Annotated in this window: 13 protein-coding genes; 5 read left to right on the forward strand and 8 right to left on the reverse strand. The window is 45.8% G+C overall.

The window, feature by feature from the left end:
- Window positions 1-196 precede the first annotated feature (196 nt).
- Window positions 197-1,459, reverse strand: a complete 1,263-nt coding sequence (gene purD / locus C7B77_RS07340) for a phosphoribosylamine--glycine ligase (RefSeq protein ID WP_106302181.1) — start codon at window positions 1,457-1,459, stop codon at window positions 197-199.
- 157 nt (window positions 1,460-1,616) lie between these two features.
- Here purD and hisS point away from each other — a divergent pair, with 157 nt between their 5' ends.
- Window positions 1,617-2,999, forward strand: a complete 1,383-nt coding sequence (gene hisS / locus C7B77_RS07345) for a histidine--tRNA ligase (protein ID WP_106302184.1) — start codon at window positions 1,617-1,619, stop codon at window positions 2,997-2,999.
- A gap of 106 nt (window positions 3,000-3,105) precedes the next feature.
- Here the strand turns inward: hisS and C7B77_RS07350 are convergent, their stop codons facing one another.
- From C7B77_RS07350 to C7B77_RS07375, 6 genes are all read right to left on the reverse strand, one after another.
- Window positions 3,106-3,522 (reverse strand): hypothetical protein, encoded by a 417-nt coding sequence (locus C7B77_RS07350; RefSeq protein WP_181243744.1) that lies wholly within the window; start codon window positions 3,520-3,522, stop codon window positions 3,106-3,108.
- Window positions 3,523-3,530: 8 nt separating this feature from the next.
- Window positions 3,531-4,502 (reverse strand): hypothetical protein, encoded by a 972-nt coding sequence (locus C7B77_RS07355; protein ID WP_106302187.1) that lies wholly within the window; start codon window positions 4,500-4,502, stop codon window positions 3,531-3,533.
- Window positions 4,503-4,765: 263 nt separating this feature from the next.
- The gene (locus tag C7B77_RS07360) at window positions 4,766-5,347 is read right to left on the reverse strand and encodes a GNAT family N-acetyltransferase (protein ID WP_106302190.1); all 582 of its coding nucleotides are present in this window, start codon (window positions 5,345-5,347) and stop codon (window positions 4,766-4,768) included.
- 172 nt (window positions 5,348-5,519) lie between these two features.
- Window positions 5,520-7,355, reverse strand: a complete 1,836-nt coding sequence (locus tag C7B77_RS07365; RefSeq protein WP_106302193.1) for a beta-barrel domain-containing protein — start codon at window positions 7,353-7,355, stop codon at window positions 5,520-5,522.
- Between the two features lie 581 nt (window positions 7,356-7,936).
- Window positions 7,937-10,951 carry a peptidase domain-containing ABC transporter gene (locus C7B77_RS07370; RefSeq protein ID WP_106302197.1) on the reverse strand — a complete coding sequence of 1,005 codons (3,015 nt, stop codon included), beginning with the start codon at window positions 10,949-10,951 and terminating at the stop codon, window positions 7,937-7,939.
- A gap of 157 nt (window positions 10,952-11,108) precedes the next feature.
- Window positions 11,109-11,819, reverse strand: a complete 711-nt coding sequence (locus tag C7B77_RS07375; protein ID WP_106302200.1) for a peptidylprolyl isomerase — start codon at window positions 11,817-11,819, stop codon at window positions 11,109-11,111.
- A gap of 294 nt (window positions 11,820-12,113) precedes the next feature.
- On the opposite strand from C7B77_RS07375, the gene C7B77_RS07380 reads away from it, so the two are divergent.
- The 3 genes from C7B77_RS07380 (at window position 12,114) to nrtS (ending at window position 14,451) form a co-directional block, all read left to right on the forward strand.
- On the forward strand, window positions 12,114-13,058 hold the full coding sequence (locus C7B77_RS07380) for a class I SAM-dependent methyltransferase (RefSeq protein WP_106302203.1): 945 nt from the start codon (window positions 12,114-12,116) through the stop codon (window positions 13,056-13,058).
- 157 nt (window positions 13,059-13,215) lie between these two features.
- Window positions 13,216-14,073 carry a DUF72 domain-containing protein gene (locus C7B77_RS07385; RefSeq protein WP_106302206.1) on the forward strand — a complete coding sequence of 286 codons (858 nt, stop codon included), beginning with the start codon at window positions 13,216-13,218 and terminating at the stop codon, window positions 14,071-14,073.
- Window positions 14,074-14,232: 159 nt separating this feature from the next.
- Window positions 14,233-14,451 carry a nitrate/nitrite transporter NrtS gene (nrtS, locus tag C7B77_RS07390; protein ID WP_245894102.1) on the forward strand — a complete coding sequence of 73 codons (219 nt, stop codon included), beginning with the start codon at window positions 14,233-14,235 and terminating at the stop codon, window positions 14,449-14,451.
- Window positions 14,452-14,485: 34 nt separating this feature from the next.
- Here nrtS and C7B77_RS07395 read toward each other — a convergent pair whose 3' ends face one another.
- On the reverse strand, window positions 14,486-14,827 hold the full coding sequence (locus C7B77_RS07395) for a helix-turn-helix domain-containing protein (RefSeq protein WP_245894103.1): 342 nt from the start codon (window positions 14,825-14,827) through the stop codon (window positions 14,486-14,488).
- Window positions 14,828-14,932: 105 nt separating this feature from the next.
- Here C7B77_RS07395 and C7B77_RS07400 point away from each other — a divergent pair, with 105 nt between their 5' ends.
- Window positions 14,933-17,665, forward strand: a complete 2,733-nt coding sequence (locus C7B77_RS07400; RefSeq protein ID WP_106302216.1) for a valine--tRNA ligase — start codon at window positions 14,933-14,935, stop codon at window positions 17,663-17,665.
- The last annotated feature ends 89 nt before the right edge of the window (window positions 17,666-17,754 follow it).

Below are 17,754 nucleotides of genomic sequence, written 5' to 3' on the forward strand. Positions count from 1 at the left end.
GTGGATGGGTGGATGAGTAATGGGTAATGAGTAATGAGTAATGAGTAATGAGTAATTGGTAATGGATGGCAATATCTCAATCCGCAATCCTTCTTGGTGCAACACATGCTCCTCCACTCTCCGCGTGGTTGCATCCGCAAAATCCAAAATCTCCCTACCCTCTACCCTCTACCCTCTACCCTCTACCCTCTACCCTCTAACTTAACGCTCTTTGAGCGATATCCTGACGATAATACATGCCCTCGAAATTAATCGCTTTAACGCCTTGATAGGCGCGATCGATCGAGCTGGCAAAATCGGGTGCGATACTGGTGACGCTCAAGACGCGTCCGCCATCGGTGACGACGCGATTTTGCTTGAGTTGGGTACCAGCATGAAAAACTAATGTCCCCTCATTTGTCGCCATATCGATGCCACTAATGACCTTACCGCGATCGTAATTACCGGGATAGCCTTGGGCGGCGATTGTCACACAAGTCGATACGGCTGGCTTCCATTCGATCGGCGGTAAAGCCGCTAGTCGCTGTTCGGTGCAAGCTAATAATAAGTCTACTAGTGGCGTTGCCAATAACGGTAAAATCGCCTGCGTCTCTGGATCGCCAAATCGACAGTTAAATTCTAGTACCTTGGGTTCGCCATTGGGCGCAATCATCAACCCAGCATAAAGTACCCCGCGATAGTCGATGCCTTTGCGCTTGAGAGCGGCCAAAGTTGGTTCTAAAACTTCATTCTGAACTCGTTTCATGAGAGCTGGCGTTGCTAGCGGAGCTGGCGCGTAAGCACCCATGCCGCCCGTGTTGGCTCCCGTATCGCCGTCGCCAATGCGTTTGTGATCTTGGGCGGGGAGAAGGGCACGAACTGTTTTACCATCGGTGAGGGCAATGACCGAGACTTCTTGTCCGGTAATGTATTCTTCAATCAGCAACCTGCCATAATTTTGAGCGAATAATAACTCAACTGCGGTCAAAGCTTCGGCTAAAGTTTCAGCAACGATCACGCCTTTGCCCCCCGCCAAGCCATCGGCTTTGACGACAATCGGCGCGCCTTGCTGTTCTATATACGCTCGTGCGGTAGTCAGATCGGTAAAAGTTGCCGATTTGGGCGTCGGAATGCCTGCATCTTCCATCAGAGCTTTTGCCCAAGTTTTGCTAGACTCAATTTGGGCACCCGCACGAGTGGGGCCAAATACAGGTATATTCCGATTGTTTAAGTAGTCTACAATCCCGATCGATAGCGGAAATTCTGGGCCGATAACTACCAATGAAACGCCATTTACTTCTGCAAAGCGGGCGATTCCGGCAAAATCATCGATTCTAAACGAGAGATTTTGACAGCGATCCATTGTCGCAGTACCACCATTACCAGGCACACAGAGGACTTGGGTAACTTGAGGAGATTGCAACAATGCCCAGACGATCGCGTGTTCTCGACCACCATTCCCAACTACTAAAATTTTCACCTACGCTAAATTCTCCCTAGACTTGGTTGCTCATCCTTTACGTCCACTTTATCATCAGATGGGAATAGGGAGTGGCGAGCCAGCAGCTAGGGAGTTTCGGGGATAATATATACTGAATAATCTTTGCTTCTCGATCGAATTTTAGCTCTGAACTCCCATGAAAATTAACTTTTCTACTCCCAGCGGCTTTCCAGAATTTTTACCTGGAGAAAAGCGACTCGAACAACACTTGATGGATACGATTCGACGGGTGTATGAGAGTTATGGTTTTACGCCGATCGAAACTCCGGCTGTAGAGCGGCTAGAAGTCCTCCAAGCAAAGGGAAATCAGGGCGACAATATCATTTACGGTTTGCAGCCGCTGCTCCCACCTACGCGCCAAAGCGAGCGAGATGAGGCCGGACGGGGCGATACTGGTTCGGAGGCGCGCGCGCTCAAATTCGACCAAACGGTGCCTTTGGCGGCTTATATCGCCCGTCACGCAAACGATTTACAGTTTCCCTTTGCTAGGTATCAAATGGACTCCGTATTTCGCGGCGAAAGAGCCAAAGATGGTCGCTATCGACAATTTCGGCAATGCGATATTGATGTGGTGGGACGCAAGGAATTGAGCCTGCTGTATGATGCTCAGATGCCTGCAATTATCGCCGAGATTTTCAGTCAGATTCAGATTGGCGATTTTCTGATTCGGATTAATAATCGCAAGGTTTTGACTGGTTTCTTTAGTTCTTTGGGTGTGACGCCCGATCGGATTAAAGCTTGCATTAATATTATCGATACGCTCGAAAAAGTCGGCGTCGATAAGGTGTTAGCTGGTTTGGCTGCTCAAGGTTTATCCCCAGCGCAATCGCAACAAGTAATCGACTTTATCAATATTCAAGGTAATGTCGATCGAGTCCTCGGCGCGCTCGATGAATTTGCCACTAAATTACCCGATGCCGATCGATTTAAATTGGGCATCGCCGAATTAACTACCGTCATTAATGGCGTGCGAAATCTCGGCGTACCTGAAAATTGCTATTGCATCGATCTGTCGATCGCGCGTGGACTGGATTACTATACAGGCACGGTTTATGAAACAACCCTGATCGGACACGAAGCCCTGGGCAGTATTTGTTCTGGCGGCAGATACGAAGAATTAGTCGGCACATTTATCGGCGAAAGTATGCCGGGAGTCGGCATCTCGATCGGTCTAACGCGGCTGATTTATCGGTTGCTTAAAGCGAACATTTTACAACCATTAGCAGCAACTCCCACTCAAGTAATGGTCTTAAATCTGCAAGAAGATTTGATGCCCGTCTATCTGCAAGTTTCTCAACAACTGCGCCAAGCAGGTCTAAAAGTCGTCACGGCTTTCGATAAGCGTCCGCTTAAAAAACAATTTGCCTTCGCAGATAAACAAGGGATAACTTTTTGCGTAGTAATTGGCGAAGAAGAAGCAGCAAATAAGCGGTGTCAATTGAAGAATATGATCGACGGCGAACAAGTGGAGGTTTCGATCGACGATTTGGCTAATGAGTTGAAACAGCGGTTGGGTTAGTGACATTAGCGACGATTGAAATCGTCGCTAATGTTACCAAGTTAGCCTTCTCTGCAAGATGTTATGCGAGCAAAAACTACAAATATCCTAACTGACACCTGTAAGGCTATAATTCCCAAACATGGTCTGGATCGTCAAGTGCTGCTTTTACTGTAGCAAGATCGGCAAGATCTTTGAACGGACTAGATTTAGCCAGTTCGACAATTGCTTGTAGTGTTAAGCAAAGCTGCTGATTATCATTGGATGATATCGCTCGATCCACTGTTTGAAAAAGTGACTCAAACTTTGTAGCTCGTTCATCAAACGAACGATCGAGATAACCAATTAAGAAATTGCGCTTTGCCTCGATCTCGGCAAGATCGATCTTTTCCCAAGCCTCAATTTCACTACGTTTAGTTTTTTCCTGTTCTCTAATTGTCGAGTATTCAGTCCAAGCTCGAACAACTTCGTTCAAGCAGTGCGCGGGACTAATGAATCCTTCAATACCGCGCATAAAATCGAGCGAAGGCTTAATATTCGTCATACTTGTCTTTAAATAGTGCGGTACTTTGCCGTTAACGTTGCTGTATCCTGATTTAGATTGCCGTTAGCATTTAAAACTGGAACTTTTAGAATTTCAGCTAATGCTTTAATTAAAAGTGCAACTTGTTGAAACTTAGCTGCATCTCGCTCGCTTACAAAAGGTTGTGACTCAAGCTCTACCAACCCATCTATCGCCTTGGCATTTAAGGTCTTTACAAGATCCTTTAGCTCTCTAATCCGATTTTGTACTTGTTCGAGAAGATCCTCAACAGCGTCAATTTTGGCAATTTCGGTATTTGCTTCTGCTGAGTAACGATGAGCCTTAGTTAAAGCCTTTTCCCCTTGTCCTCCTAAAACAAAACCACCAACCATTAACGCTGGTGCAATTGCAATTCCACCGAGAACGATAGATCCCAATGCCATCCCACCACCACCGCCTGTAGCTAGAGAACCACCCCCAAGCCATGCCAGGGTAGCATTCCAAGCCGCCGCACCGCTAAGTCCTCCAATCGCTGTTCCCGTGCTGGCTGTACCAAAAAGCCCCACGAGTGCTACTGTACCTTGACCTGCCGCAGAAGCAGCTCCCAAGGCTTGAAAACCACCTTTGACAAAATTCTGTGCTTCTAATACGGATGCTTTATATTCTTGGATTTGTTGAGGAGAAACTCCTTCTAATCCCTCCAAAAACTCCATATCTCTCTGTGAAGTCTGTTGCCCGATTCGTTCTATAAAAGCCGCAAAACGTCCAATAGTTTCGATTTTAACTTCAATTTGAAGCTGACCGTATTCTTCAGCCCATTTCTGAGTCACTTGGAATGTGCGTTCGACCGATTTCTGCTTCTGTTCGTACCTTTTTTGAGCCGCTTTGCCAATCTTCTTCGCTTCATCCATTTTGGCAACGCCATCTGCTCCGGCGGCGACCCCAACACCAGCAGTAATCAAAGCAGCAGCACCAAGAATAAATGGAATAATAAAAATCATCAGGAATCGCCTAACTGCAAAGGATACACTTACCTGAATAAACTTTATGCTGTATGTTTCAGGTAATTTCCACGAATATAGCAGTAAAAAATGTACCTCAACCTCAGTAGATACCCTGATATTTTAAGGTATTTAAGCATTAAAAGCTATAAATTTGTTTTCTACAGTCCACTTTTTACTCAGTAGCAATGTAGAAAATCATGTCATTGTGAACTCTCAACCCAATATTCAAGCTCAAACTCGAATTATTATGGAGAGAGTTTCTAACTAACGATCGCAGGCGATCGCTCATTCAATCCAAAATCGGACGGGAGAGCTACATAAATTAAATGGTCTACCCAGCGATCGTTTTCATAATAAAAGCCTCTTCTGACGCATTCTTGCTGTAAGCCAACACTTTGAGCTAGCGCGATCGATTGGTGATTGTCAAGGTTAATTGCTGCTTCGATGCGATGATACCCCAGATACTCGAATCCAGCAATAACAGCAGCTTTAGTCGCTTCTTTGCCAAAACCTTGTCGCCAATATTGGTTGTGAATACTGTAACCTAAATTAGCCCATTGTTTCTCTTCACGTTGAATGGTGGAAATATCGACATAGCCGAGATGTCGATCGGTTTGTTTGGAGAAGATTGCAAAAATATAGGCATAATCGATCGCGGCTTGTTGTTGATGGCGTTGACACAATTCGGCAAACCAATCGGCATCGCAATTGTCTAAACTAATTTGTCCTTCATCATATGGCGATTGTGCGGGCAATCTTTCGGCATGACTAGCATACCAAGATTGATAATCATCGACTATTTGAGGCCGTAGAATCAGACGTTCGGTTTCAATTTTTAACATCCACGGTGTTATTGTCACGATCGAATCTAATTGGTAATTGATAATTACTTATCATTGAAGATCGTAGGGTGTGTTATCGCGCCAGCGTAACGCACCAACACTAATTTTGGTGCGTTATTCTACGGAGTAACACACCCTACAACTAACAACCCAATTCTCAATTATTAATTAATTACCGAACTGTTTTGAGGGCGTCTTCTTGTTTGAGAACCATATCGGTAAAGATGCTCATTACCGTGCGATTGCGGAGCTTAATATTGGCATTAAGAGATAAACCAGATTGAAGTGCAGTTTCTTTGCCCTTAATTTTCATACTTTGCCGTTCGAGCTGAATGGTAGCTGGAAAACGTTCGTAGGGATGGGCTTGATCTGCGGGGAGTGCATCAGAACCGATCGCGATAATTTTACCTTTAACGTCGCCAAACTCGCTAAAGTTGAAGGTATCGAGCCGCACATCGACGGGCATTCCTTTTTTAACAAAGCCGATATCTTTGTTACTGATAAATACCTTGGCATTTAAGGTGGTATCGGGGACGATTTTGAGCACTGGTTCGCTAGTAGTGGCGACAAATCCGGGCGTGCCAGCCTTGAGTTCAAAGATCGTACCGCTAACGGGGGCGACGATATCTTGATACTTAAGATTCACTTTAGCTTGACTGATTTGGGTATTAATATCGGCAATTTTGCGATCGATCTCGACGATCGTTTTATTTAGTTGACCATCAATTTCAGCAATTTGTCTATCGTTATTCGCAATTTTGGTAAGTAATTCTTTCTTGGATGTGGCTGCACTATTTTTGAGTTTTTCGCGACTTTGATTGGTCGCCATAGTTAAGCGACTGTATTCTCGATCGAGTTGCGCGATCTCTTGCTGATTTTTTTTAATTTGTTGTTGTTGATTTTGGATTTCTAGGCGAGCGGTAGCAACTAATTCTTGCTCGTCTTGTTGAAGTTTGCGATAGCGATCTTCAAGTTGTGCGACTTCGCTTTGACGTGATGTAACTTCTTGTTCTTGCCTGAGCACTTGGTTCCGCGACAGTGCGCCAGCGGCTCCGGCTGGTTTTAAGTTTTCGAGAATTGCTTGGTTGCTGCTGGTCAAACTTTGAGCGGCTTGAAATTGAGTGCGATTTTCGGCCATTTGTGCGGCGATTTGCGATTTTCTGGCATCAGTTTTGGCGTTGATATTGGCGATGACTGCTTGACTATCGACGAGCAGTTCGCTCAAGCCTGCTCGTTTGCCGCGATTTTCGCGCATTTGATTGTCGAATTGACCGACTTCTAGTTGACCGGAATTGAGGCGCGAAGCTAGTTCGGCGCGGCTAGATTGGAGTCGTTGGCGTTGTTCGGAGTCAAGATTGGCGAGATCTGTACCATTGAGTTCGGAGCGGTAGAGTTGATTTTCGGCGACGATGGAGCTGCGGCTTTTGGTGAGGGCGAGGATTTCGGGACGAACGTTGAGTTTGGCGAGATCTTGGGTGCTGACGTTACTGACGCCTTGACGGAGCAAGCTTTGATAGAAGCGGCTCTCGGCTGTCAGCGATTCGAGATTCTTTTGGAGGGAGGCGAGGGTGGTTTTAGGGACGCTCGATTCTAGGCTCAATAATTTTTGTCCGGCGGTAACTTTGTCGCCTTCTTTAACGGCTACTTCTTTGACGACGCCACCGACAGGGACTTGGACGTCTTTAACTTTATCTGTGGGTTCGAGTTTACCTTGGACGCTGACGGTTTCTTCGAGGGGTGCGACGCAAGCCCAAGCGACTAATCCAGTGGTGATACCGAGGATCGTCCAGACGATGCCCCGCGACCAGGTGCGGGATTGTTGGAAGACAACCGACTGTTCGATGCCGCCAGATTGGTAGGTTTCCATTTGGGCGCGTTCGGCTTTGCTGAGTCCGCCGCCGGGTTCGGGTTCGATTTTGCGTTTGGCGACTTTGCTGAGGTCGCTGGGGCTGTTGGATCTAACGATGTCGCTGGGTCGGGAGTTAAATTGTGGGTCGGGAGTATTCATGGTGGGGAGAGTGTTTAATGAAGATGTTAAGTTGTTGGCGATTAGGGTGTATTTATTGTAGAGAAGATATCAGTGCTGAGTGTAGGGGCTGACCATATCTACTTGTGGGCTGGGGGTTGTTCTAGTGGATGCAGAACCCGGATCTGGGGGAGGCTCCCCCCAGACCCCCCGTTGAGGGGCAGGATGCCGCCTCTCAAACTCCCCTGCATAAGGGTTGAATGGTGGATGCGGAAACAAAAAAGACATGCACTCTGCTCTAGATTTCAGTTGGAATCGATGGCGTGGAAGTCTACTCAATCCATTCTAGATTTTAGTTGGAATCGATCGAGTAGAGGGATAATCATTTCATTTTAGATTTTAATTAATAATCGATCGAGGGCAATGAGACTAAATTTATCTTTATCTCATTATCAAGTAGGGTGGGCACTGCCCACCATATCGGTTTCAGGCTAGCTACTTGAATTTTAGTTAGTAATAGATAGAGTTAAAAGATAACAACTTTGCTTTAAGTTTTGGTTAAGGCTCGTTAGAGAATTCTTAATCTTCTTTCCCCCTAAAGCCTAAAGCCTAAAGCCTAAAGCCTATGTTTGAGTTTCTTGTTGCTGGTAGAGGCAGTAATATCGACCTTTTAAGGCCATCAATTCTTGATGAGTGCCGCGTTCGACGATCGATCCTTTGTCCATCATCAAGATGATGTCCGCAGTTTTAATCGAGTTTAAGCGGTGGGTCACAAAAAAGACAGTCTGGTGTCGAAATGTTTGGGCTAAGTTCAGACAAACTTGGCGTTCGCTGTCGTAGTCGAGGGCACTTGTAGCCTCATCTAAGATTAACATACGCGGTTTCTGTAACACCGTCCGGGCGATCGCAATGCGTTGGCGTTGTCCGCCCGAAAGAGCTGCTCCGCGCTCTCCCACTTTAGTATTGTACCCACTGGGTAGCTCCATAATGAAATCATGGGCGGCGGCAACCTGGGCGGCGGCGATGACATCTTCAGATGTAGCATCGGGATTGGCGATCGCGATATTTTCTTGGACGGTGCCGCTAAATAAGAGCGTGTCCTGTAACACCATCCCAATTTGTTGGCGGTAGGAATAGAGTTCGGTTTTGCTAATATCATATTTATCGATAATAATTCGACCGGAATTAAGCTCGTAGAGGCGGGGAATGAGTTTCATTAAAGTACTTTTACCCGAACCGCTCAAACCGACTATTCCGACGAACTGTCCTGCTGTAAATTCAGCATTTAGATTAAATAGTTGATTGACATTACTACCAGGAAAGCTAAAGGTGAGATTTTCGATTTTGACATGTCCCTGAATTAGGGGCATGGTGATATTATTGATATTATCTGTGTCTACTTCTGGTTGGGCATCTAGAATATCGCTCAACCGTTCGATCGACAGGGCTGTTTCCTGAAAATTTTGCCACAATTGCACGAGTCGAAGCAAGGGTTGAGTGGTATAACCAGCAATAATGCGGAAGGCAATTAATTCGCCTAAAGTTAGGTGTTTGTCTAGTACTAGATAGGTGCCCACCCACAGTAGCAGTAAGCCAGATAGTTTATTGAGAAAACCACTAATCGAACTGGCGGTATTCGATGTCAGCGCGGTTTTAAATCCTGCACTAACGTAGCGCGCGTATTTAGTTTGCCATTGCCAACGCGATCGCAATTCGATATTCTGGGCTTTGATAGTTTGAATGCCGCCGATGACTTCGACTAGATAGGATTGGGATTCGGCATTGCGTTCGGCTTTGGTACGCAGTTGGCCGCGCACGATCGGGGAGACAATCCAAGTAAGGAGGATAAAAGCGGGTAATGTGGCTAGAGCGATAATTGTCAGCAACCAACTATAAGCCAACATCACGCCGATATATACGACCGAAAAGATCGCATCGAGGACGACGGTGAGGGCGGTTCCGGTGAGAAATTGGCGAATATTTTCGAGTTTGTTAATGCGGGTGGCGAGTTCGCCGACGGGACGCTTTTCAAAATATTTGAGTGGCAATCGAAATAATCGATCGATAATTTGCGCGCCTAATGTCAGATCGATCCGGTTGGTGGTATCGACAAATAAGTTCGTTCGCAGTGTTGTCAAAATAGCTTCAACGATCGCCAGGACGATTAGTAATGTACCAAAAGTATTGAGCGTACTGACACTATTACCACCGATAACTTTATCGATAATTAACTGTGTCAATAATGGATTCGCCAGCCCGAATAGTTGGACGAATAAGGACGCAATTAAAACTTCGATTAATACTTGCCTATGCTTTTGAATGGCAGGAATAAACCAACGTAGCCCAAATTTGGTTTGCGGTAAATTACTACTGCGTTGGAGTAACAATACCTCGCCGTCATTGCCCCAAAGTTCGGCAAAAGTAGCAGGTTTCAATCGGCGAATGCCAGTGGTGGGGATGGCCAGCGTCAGCTCCTGTGGGGTAATTTTATAGACGATCGCAAAACTATCTTCCCAAGGAATCAGCAAGGGTGCTTGGAGCTTGTGGATGGCGGTGGCGGGGATTTTGACCATCTGTGCGTTGATGCCGAGCAGTTCGGCGATCGCGCCAGCTAGTTGCAGCGGCACACCAGCATTATTGGCGAGCTGATTTTTTAGCAATCGATCGACAACATCCGGTCGAAACGGGACTTGCAAATACTTACACAGCATCTTCAAGCAAGCGATCGTCCCGCCTAATGCCCCTCTGCCCTTGAAGATCGGGTAGTTAGTGCGTCTGTCGTGCGGGGGATCGTCTTCGACTAGATCGCCAGCTACAGGTCGATCTGGCGCGTAGGGAATGCCCAAAGCAGTGGGTGAAAATTCACTCGGATCGTCAGTAATTTCCAGATCGGGATCGTCCGCCGTCGCCATAACTTCCAGCCGAGGAACGCCTACCAATCGGGCTAAATTTGGCTTTCTAATCTCTAAAATTGAATTAGGTGCTGCGGTTTGAAGATCGAGACAACTCCCCACAGGATAACCATTAATGTCGCCGCTACTGACGAACCAACTGCGATCGGGATCGAGATCGGCAATTCGCAATTTACCTGGTGCGAGATTGCGAATTGTGGCTCTAGCTGCAAGTTTTAGTACGAATTCGCGCAAATCTTTAGCACCAAACGATCGCATTAACAGATCGGGATCTGGGCAAGTCTGAAGATATTGGGCGATCGGGTCGTAAACTTCGATCGCGGGAGTACTGTAGTAGAATAATGCTTCTAATTGTGGCGTTCGGTCGACTAGTTGGCGAAAATACGCAACTGGAACCCGAACACACACCGCCTCTGTCGAAGCAATCGCCGTCTCGCAAGCGTGCTGTCGCAAGACTCCAGTCCAACCTAATATTTCCCCTTTTTCCAACAGTTGCAGCGTCGTTGGCAGTCGATCGATCGGATTGTAAGCGATTAGCCGAATTTGACCTGAATAGACAATAATAATCCGATCGGGCATTTGCTCTCGCATCAGCACTGTTTGCCCCATCCGATAGCGAATAAATTCAGATCGCTCGGTTAAAGTTGCTAATTCGGCTGTCGATAACTGGGCAAATGGCAGCAGATTTGCATAAAAATCGCGGATCTTAGCTTGAGGAGAATTCATTTAGACTAGTTGGCGTAAGAATTGGCTCACTCGATCGATGACACCCCAGTTTGGCAAAATGCTATCAGATTATCGATCGATTGTCTGTGATTTAGGGAGGGAATAGTGGATAGTGGATAGTGAGTATGAACGCAAATGTCCACGCACCCATTACCCATTACCCATTACCCATTTGTGCTTGCAGCCAAGTCTGAAATAATTCATCGATTAGACGTTGGCGCATGGGTTCGTCTAATTGCGCGGGGATGAGTCGTTCGGGACGAATGATGACATACCATTGTTCTAATAACACTGGCGGACAAACTTTGCCAATTGGTTGAGTAGAGATCAGATCGGCGATAACTGGATGCGGCGAACTCAGCTCTACAGGGCCGATTAAGCCGCCAGTTTGCGCTTCGGCACCTTGCGAATATTGACGCGCGAGTTCGGCAAATGTTTGTTCGCCATCGATCGATCGAAAATAGATTTCTTGCGCGATACCCAGATCGCTCGTCCGAATTAATGAATAAATTGCTTTATCTAACTGTGCTTTACGCTTGAGGAAATAAGATTCGGTTTTATTGCCCCAAGTTTGTTGTTTTAATTTCTCGATTTTGAAATTACGCTCGGCAATTTCTGTCAATTGTTGACGTTCCAAATGATAGAGCGCGAGCCATTCCCCTAATCGTTCTTCCGATGTCAAACCCTCGCGATCGTAAAGTTGTTTGAGCGCGGCGATTCGCTCGTCATCACTACATTCAATATCGGCAATAGCCCGATCGATCGTTAGTTCGCGTACCAGCCTTGGTAACAGTTGGTATCTTTTCAGCAGCGGTAATAGCTCTGCTTGCGATACTGAAATATTCCCAATTTGCACGAATTCAGTCACTTGGATTTTGGATTGACGATTTTGGATTACAGCACTTTCGGGTGAGCTGAGTAGGGCTATATCTGTGATTATGCCCTAGAAAAACTGGAGAGCGATCGTCATGCCACTCCGCCAACCAGCCAATCCGTCCCTCATTACTCATTACCCATTACATTACTCATTACTCATTACTCATTACCCCTTCTAATCAATCGAGCCGCTAGTCATAAATGCTGGAGCACTCTCGATCGACTTAACCGCTCAGTAGTTATAAAATAGAGGACTACAGCCAAAAAATATTTAAATCTAACTTTTATGACAACGACGATCGCACCTACAGATCGCCTGGTGAGCCAATTAGTCAATAGCTTACTCGGCATCAAACCCCTGGCCAAATTTGCCAAAGATCGCGCGCGGAACTTGATTATTAAACGGGCTGAGGCGATCGGGGTAGCTTGGCGGGATGAAGTAAAGTTTTTGCGATCGCGTGGCGGTTCTGAGGCATTTTCGCCGCAGTGGGAAGCAGATTTAGCTCAGATTACCAACCCCGCTCTTAAATATCCCGAATATTATTTAACATCTTTTCATGCTTACGATCGCGGGAATATGAGTTGGGATGCCGCGATGGAGGTAGAAGTCGCCGCCTATTCCGTTCATGCCAAAATCTTTGCCGAAACGGGCAAAACTGGCGACGCGCAACTACGCCAAAGTTATCACGATCTAGTTACTCAAGCTCTGGCAACACCACCCGAACGAATTCTCGATATCGGTTGCAGCGTCGGGATGAGTACGTTTGCGATGCAGGAAGTCTATCCCCAGGCGCATTTAACTGGTGTAGATCTATCGCCATATTTCCTCTCGATCGCCAATTATCGCGCCCAACAACAGCAAGCACAACAAATCAACTGGGTTCATGCGGCTGGCGAAGCTACTGGCTTACCCGCACAGAGCTACGATCTGGTATCGCTATTTTTAATCTGTCACGAACTGCCCCAAACCGCCACGCGCCAGATCTTTCAAGAAGCCAAACGTCTGCTCAAACCAGGCGGACATATTGCGATTATGGATATGAATCCCGAATCGGAAATCTATTCGCAGATGGCACCATATATCTTGACGCTGCTCAAAAGTACCGAACCGTATCTCGATCGCTATTTTACGCTAGACATATCGCAAGCCCTCATCGATGCAGGTTTTGAGGCTCCCACGATTACCCCCAATACCCCTCGCCATCGGACGGTAATTGCTAGAGCGAAATAACTTATTAGAGATCGGGAGATCATCTTCTATTGAATCCGCATTGCGATCGAATTTCACCACAAATCGATCGCAATTTACCCCTTAACTATTGAATTGGCTAATGGGGTAAATATTCTATAGTGCTAATAGAACTAATTCCATTAATTGGACTTATTTTATGACCATATCGATCGGTTGTGCTGTGTGGTCTTATCCTGGTTGGGTAGGAGAGGTTTATCCACCCAAAACGCCCTCCAAGGAATTTTTGCGCGTCTATAGCCATCATTTTTCCGCAGTAGAGGGTAATACGACCTTTTATGCTACACCCGATCGCGCCACAATCGATCGCTGGATCGCGCAAACTCCGGCTGGATTCAAATTTTGTCTCAAATTTCCCCGCGCAATTACTCATAATGGATCGCTCGCACCTTACCTCCCGCAAGCGCAAGCATTTATTACTCAAATGCAGGAATTGGGTGACAGGTTGGGGGTGATGTTTATTCAATTACCGCCGAATTATTCACCTAGCAACGGGTTTTCAGATTTAAGTAACTTTCTCTCTGAGCTACCGCGTCGAGATGTAGCGATCGCCCTAGAAGTTCGCCATCTAGATTGGTTCGATTCGCCCCATGCAGAGCGGTTAACGGAGTTATTAACTAGATTGGGTGTCGGACGAGTTATTCTCGATTCTCGCCCGATTTATGAGGCAGCTAAAAGCGGAGAATCGATCGTTGAATGCAAGAAACCGCGCGTCCCGCTCGCGCTCGATCTGACAGCACCTTTTACACTAATTCGATACGTTTCTCATCCCGTGCGATCGGCCAATCATATCTGGCTAGAAGGATGGACGCATCAAATTCAAACATGGTTGGAGCGAGATACTCAAGTATACATGTTCGTGCATTGTCCGATCGAGGCTCGATCGCCAATTAATGCACGTTATTTACATGAGATATTTACTCGATCGGGTATTTCGTTGGCACCATTACCGCCTCGATTTAGCGATGATTCGCCCGTTCAATTAAATTTGTTTTAACCGATTTATAGTTAACGTCAGACAACACATCAAGTTACAGTAAATTTGTCCATGATGAACAGTTGCAAACTGCTTTTGTTTGTTAAATTATAAAGTATTAATATCCAATCAGCCACCATGCTCAAAAGATATCTAGCGAGTCTAATCGATCCTGAATTTATGTCTACAGGATTAAAAACAGCTTTGGTAGTTGGATCGCTACTGTTTATTATCAATCATGGTCTAGCAGTATTACGGGGCGAAATGACTAGCGAACGATGGATTTCTGTCGCGATTACTTACTTGATGCCTTACCTAGTGAATGTTTACGGACAATACAGCTATCGTCGTAAGTTCTCAATGCGACAAAATAGCGAGTTTACATCGAGTCGATCGTAACCGAAGAAACGAGCGACGATCGATCTTTAAAAGATTACTTTCTAGATATCGCTGCTGCAATATCTTCACGAGTAGCTCCAAGTGATAATAACGATTTAATTAATAGATCGATCGATACTGAAGGATCGTTAGCTTCCATTTTAGCCACCCGCGATTGACTAGAGTTAATATTCTCAGCTAACTTTCGTTGAGACAGTTGCTCTTGTTGTCTAAATTTCTTCAGTGACTTACTTAAAGCTAATCGAATTTCAATTATCTCCATCTCTTCTGGTGAAAGATCTAAAAATTCAGCAATAGTAACAACTTTACCACCCGCAGCTTCTATTCTTTGTCTCTTTATAGATTCCATTAAATAATCCCTGAAAGGATTTCCCATGCTTAATTATGTCATATCAGACATAATTGCATCAACTAAAATCCGCACCAACATCCCGACTGTGGCACAATCGTAGATAGTGGCAAATCGACGCATCATCATCCCATGACAGCTAATCTACCCCCCCAGTACGACACAAAGACAACAGAAGCCAAATGGCAACAGATTTGGGAAACCAACCAAACCTATAAAGTCGATCCGGCAAAAGGTGGGAAACCATTCTGTATAGTCATTCCGCCGCCAAACGTGACGGGAAGTTTGCACTTGGGACACGCGTTTGAACAATCGCTGATCGATGCACTGATTCGGTACCATCGGATGTGTGGGGACAATACCCTGTTTCTACCTGGTACGGATCATGCGAGTATTGCGGTACAGACGATCTTAGAGAAGCAGCTCAAAGCTGAGGGTAAGACGCGCTATGATGTCGGACGCGAAAAGTTTTTAGAGCGCGCCTGGGAATGGAAGGCAGAGTCAGGTGGGAGGATTGTCAATCAGCTCAAGCGGATGGGTGTCTCGGCAGATTGGACGCGGGAACGGTTTACCCTGGATGAGGGGTTATCGGCAGCGGTATTAGAGGCATTTGTCAGGCTGCACAAAGATGGGTTAATTTATCGGGGACAGTATTTAGTCAATTGGTGTCCAGCTTCGCAGTCGGCGGTGTCAGATTTGGAAGTTGAGAATAAAGAAACTAATGGTAATTTGTGGTATTTCTGTTATCCTTTGAGCGATAGTTCGGGATATATTGAAGTTGCCACTACGCGTCCAGAAACTATGCTGGGTGATACGGCGGTGGCGGTTAATCCCAAGGATGAAAGATACAAACATCTGATTGGTAAAACGCTGAAGTTGCCAATTGTGGGGCGCGAAATTCCGATTGTCGGCGATGATTTTGTCGAGGCTGAATTTGGAACGGGTTGTGTCAAGGTAACTCCTGCGCACGATCCCAATGACTTTGCTATGGGCAAACGCCACAATTTGCCCTTAATTAATATCATGAACAAAGACGGCACTCTCAATGAGAATGCTGGCGAATTTAACGGTCAAGAACGGTTCGCTGCGCGGCGAAATGTTGTTGCGAAATTAGAAGAACTGGGCAATCTAGTTAAGATTGAAGCTTATAAACATACGGTACCTTATAGCGAACGCGGAAAAGTTCCAATCGAGCCATTATTATCGACTCAATGGTTTGTCAAAATTCGCCCGATGGCGGATAATTGCCTGGAGCATTTAGATAACCAGAATTCGCCCGAATTCGTCCCACAACGCTGGGGAAAAGTATATCGCGATTGGTTGGTCAAATTGCAAGATTGGTGCATCTCGCGGCAATTATGGTGGGGACATCAGATTCCGGCTTGGTATGCTGTGAGCGAGTCTGGGGATGAGATAACCGATAATACGCCTTTCTTCGTTGCTAAAAATGAAGAGGAAGCAAAAGCGCAGGCGATCGAACAGTTCGGTATAGATGTAAAATTAGTCCGCGATCCTGACGTATTAGATACTTGGTTTTCGGCTGGATTGTGGCCATTCTCTACTTTAGGTTGGCCGGGAAATACGGTGGATTTAGAGGCTTATTATCCTACTTCTACTTTGGTAACTGGCTATGACATTATCTTTTTCTGGGTTGCCAGAATGACGATGATGGCGGGATATTTTACGGGTAAAATGCCATTTAAAGATGTCTACATTCACGGCTTAGTTCTAGACGAAAATGGTAAGAAGCAGTCGAAGTCAGCGAATAATGGTATCGATCCATTATTACTGATCGATAAATACGGTACCGACGCGCTCCGTTATACTTTAGTGCGCGAAGTTGTCGGTGCGGGACAAGATATTCGGATTCAATACAACCGCAAAACTGACGAATCGGAATCGGTCGAAGCCAGTCGCAATTTCACTAATAAAATCTGGAATGCAGCGCGATTTGTAATGCTAAACTTCGAGAGTGCGGAGTTTAAGATCGATCGAGATAATTTAACAACTCCCGCGATCGAATCTCTAGAAGTAGCCGATAAATGGATTCTCTCGCGCTTCCATCAAACCGTCGAGCAAACCCGCGATTATATCGATAGATATGGATTGGGTGAAGCTGCTAAAGGTTTGTATGAATTCTTCTGGGGTGACTTCTGCGACTGGTATATCGAGCTAGTCAAATCGCGGTTACAAGAAGATGCCGATCCAAATAGTAAATTAGTCGTACTCCAAACTTTAGCCTTCGTTCTCGATGGCATTCTCAAATTACTGCATCCATTTATGCCACACGTCACGGCAGAAATTTGGCAAACCCTAAGTGAGAGTGACGATCGAAATGATATCTCGATCCAGCCATATCCTACTAGCGATGCTAGCTTAATTAATCCCGAACTCGATCGAGAATTCGATCTACTCATCGGTGCTACTCGTACTATCCGTAACCTCCGTGCGGAAGCCGATCTCAAACGCGCGATTAAAGTCTCAATTATTTTGCAAAGCGATAGCGCAGCCGAGCGAGAAATATTAGAGCGCGGCAAAACTTATCTGTGCGATTTAGCGCAAATTGAGAACCTCACGATCGTCGATAAATTGGCAGAAGAACCAACCAGATCGATTGCCAGTGTTTATGCAACGGTGCAAATTATTTTACCGTTAACTGGCGTTGTCGATCTCGAAGCTTTCAAAGCCAAAATTCAGAAGAAAATCGATAAAATCGACAAAGAAATCGAATCGATTCGCGGTCGGTTAAATAATGCCAAATTTATCGAACGTGCTACGCCAGAAGTAGTCCAACAAACTAAGGATATGTTAGCCGAAGCCGAAAAACAAAAAGAAATCTTACAAGAAAGACTAAACCAGTTCTAATCCAAAATCAGCCCTCACCCCCAACCCCTCTCCCAAGCTTGGGAGAGGGGAGCCGGAGCCGCAGGATCTGGCGGGGTGAGGGCTGAAGG

Source organism: Chamaesiphon polymorphus CCALA 037 (genome assembly GCF_003003845.1).
Lineage (GTDB): Bacteria > Cyanobacteriota > Cyanobacteriia > Cyanobacteriales > Chamaesiphonaceae > Chamaesiphon > Chamaesiphon polymorphus.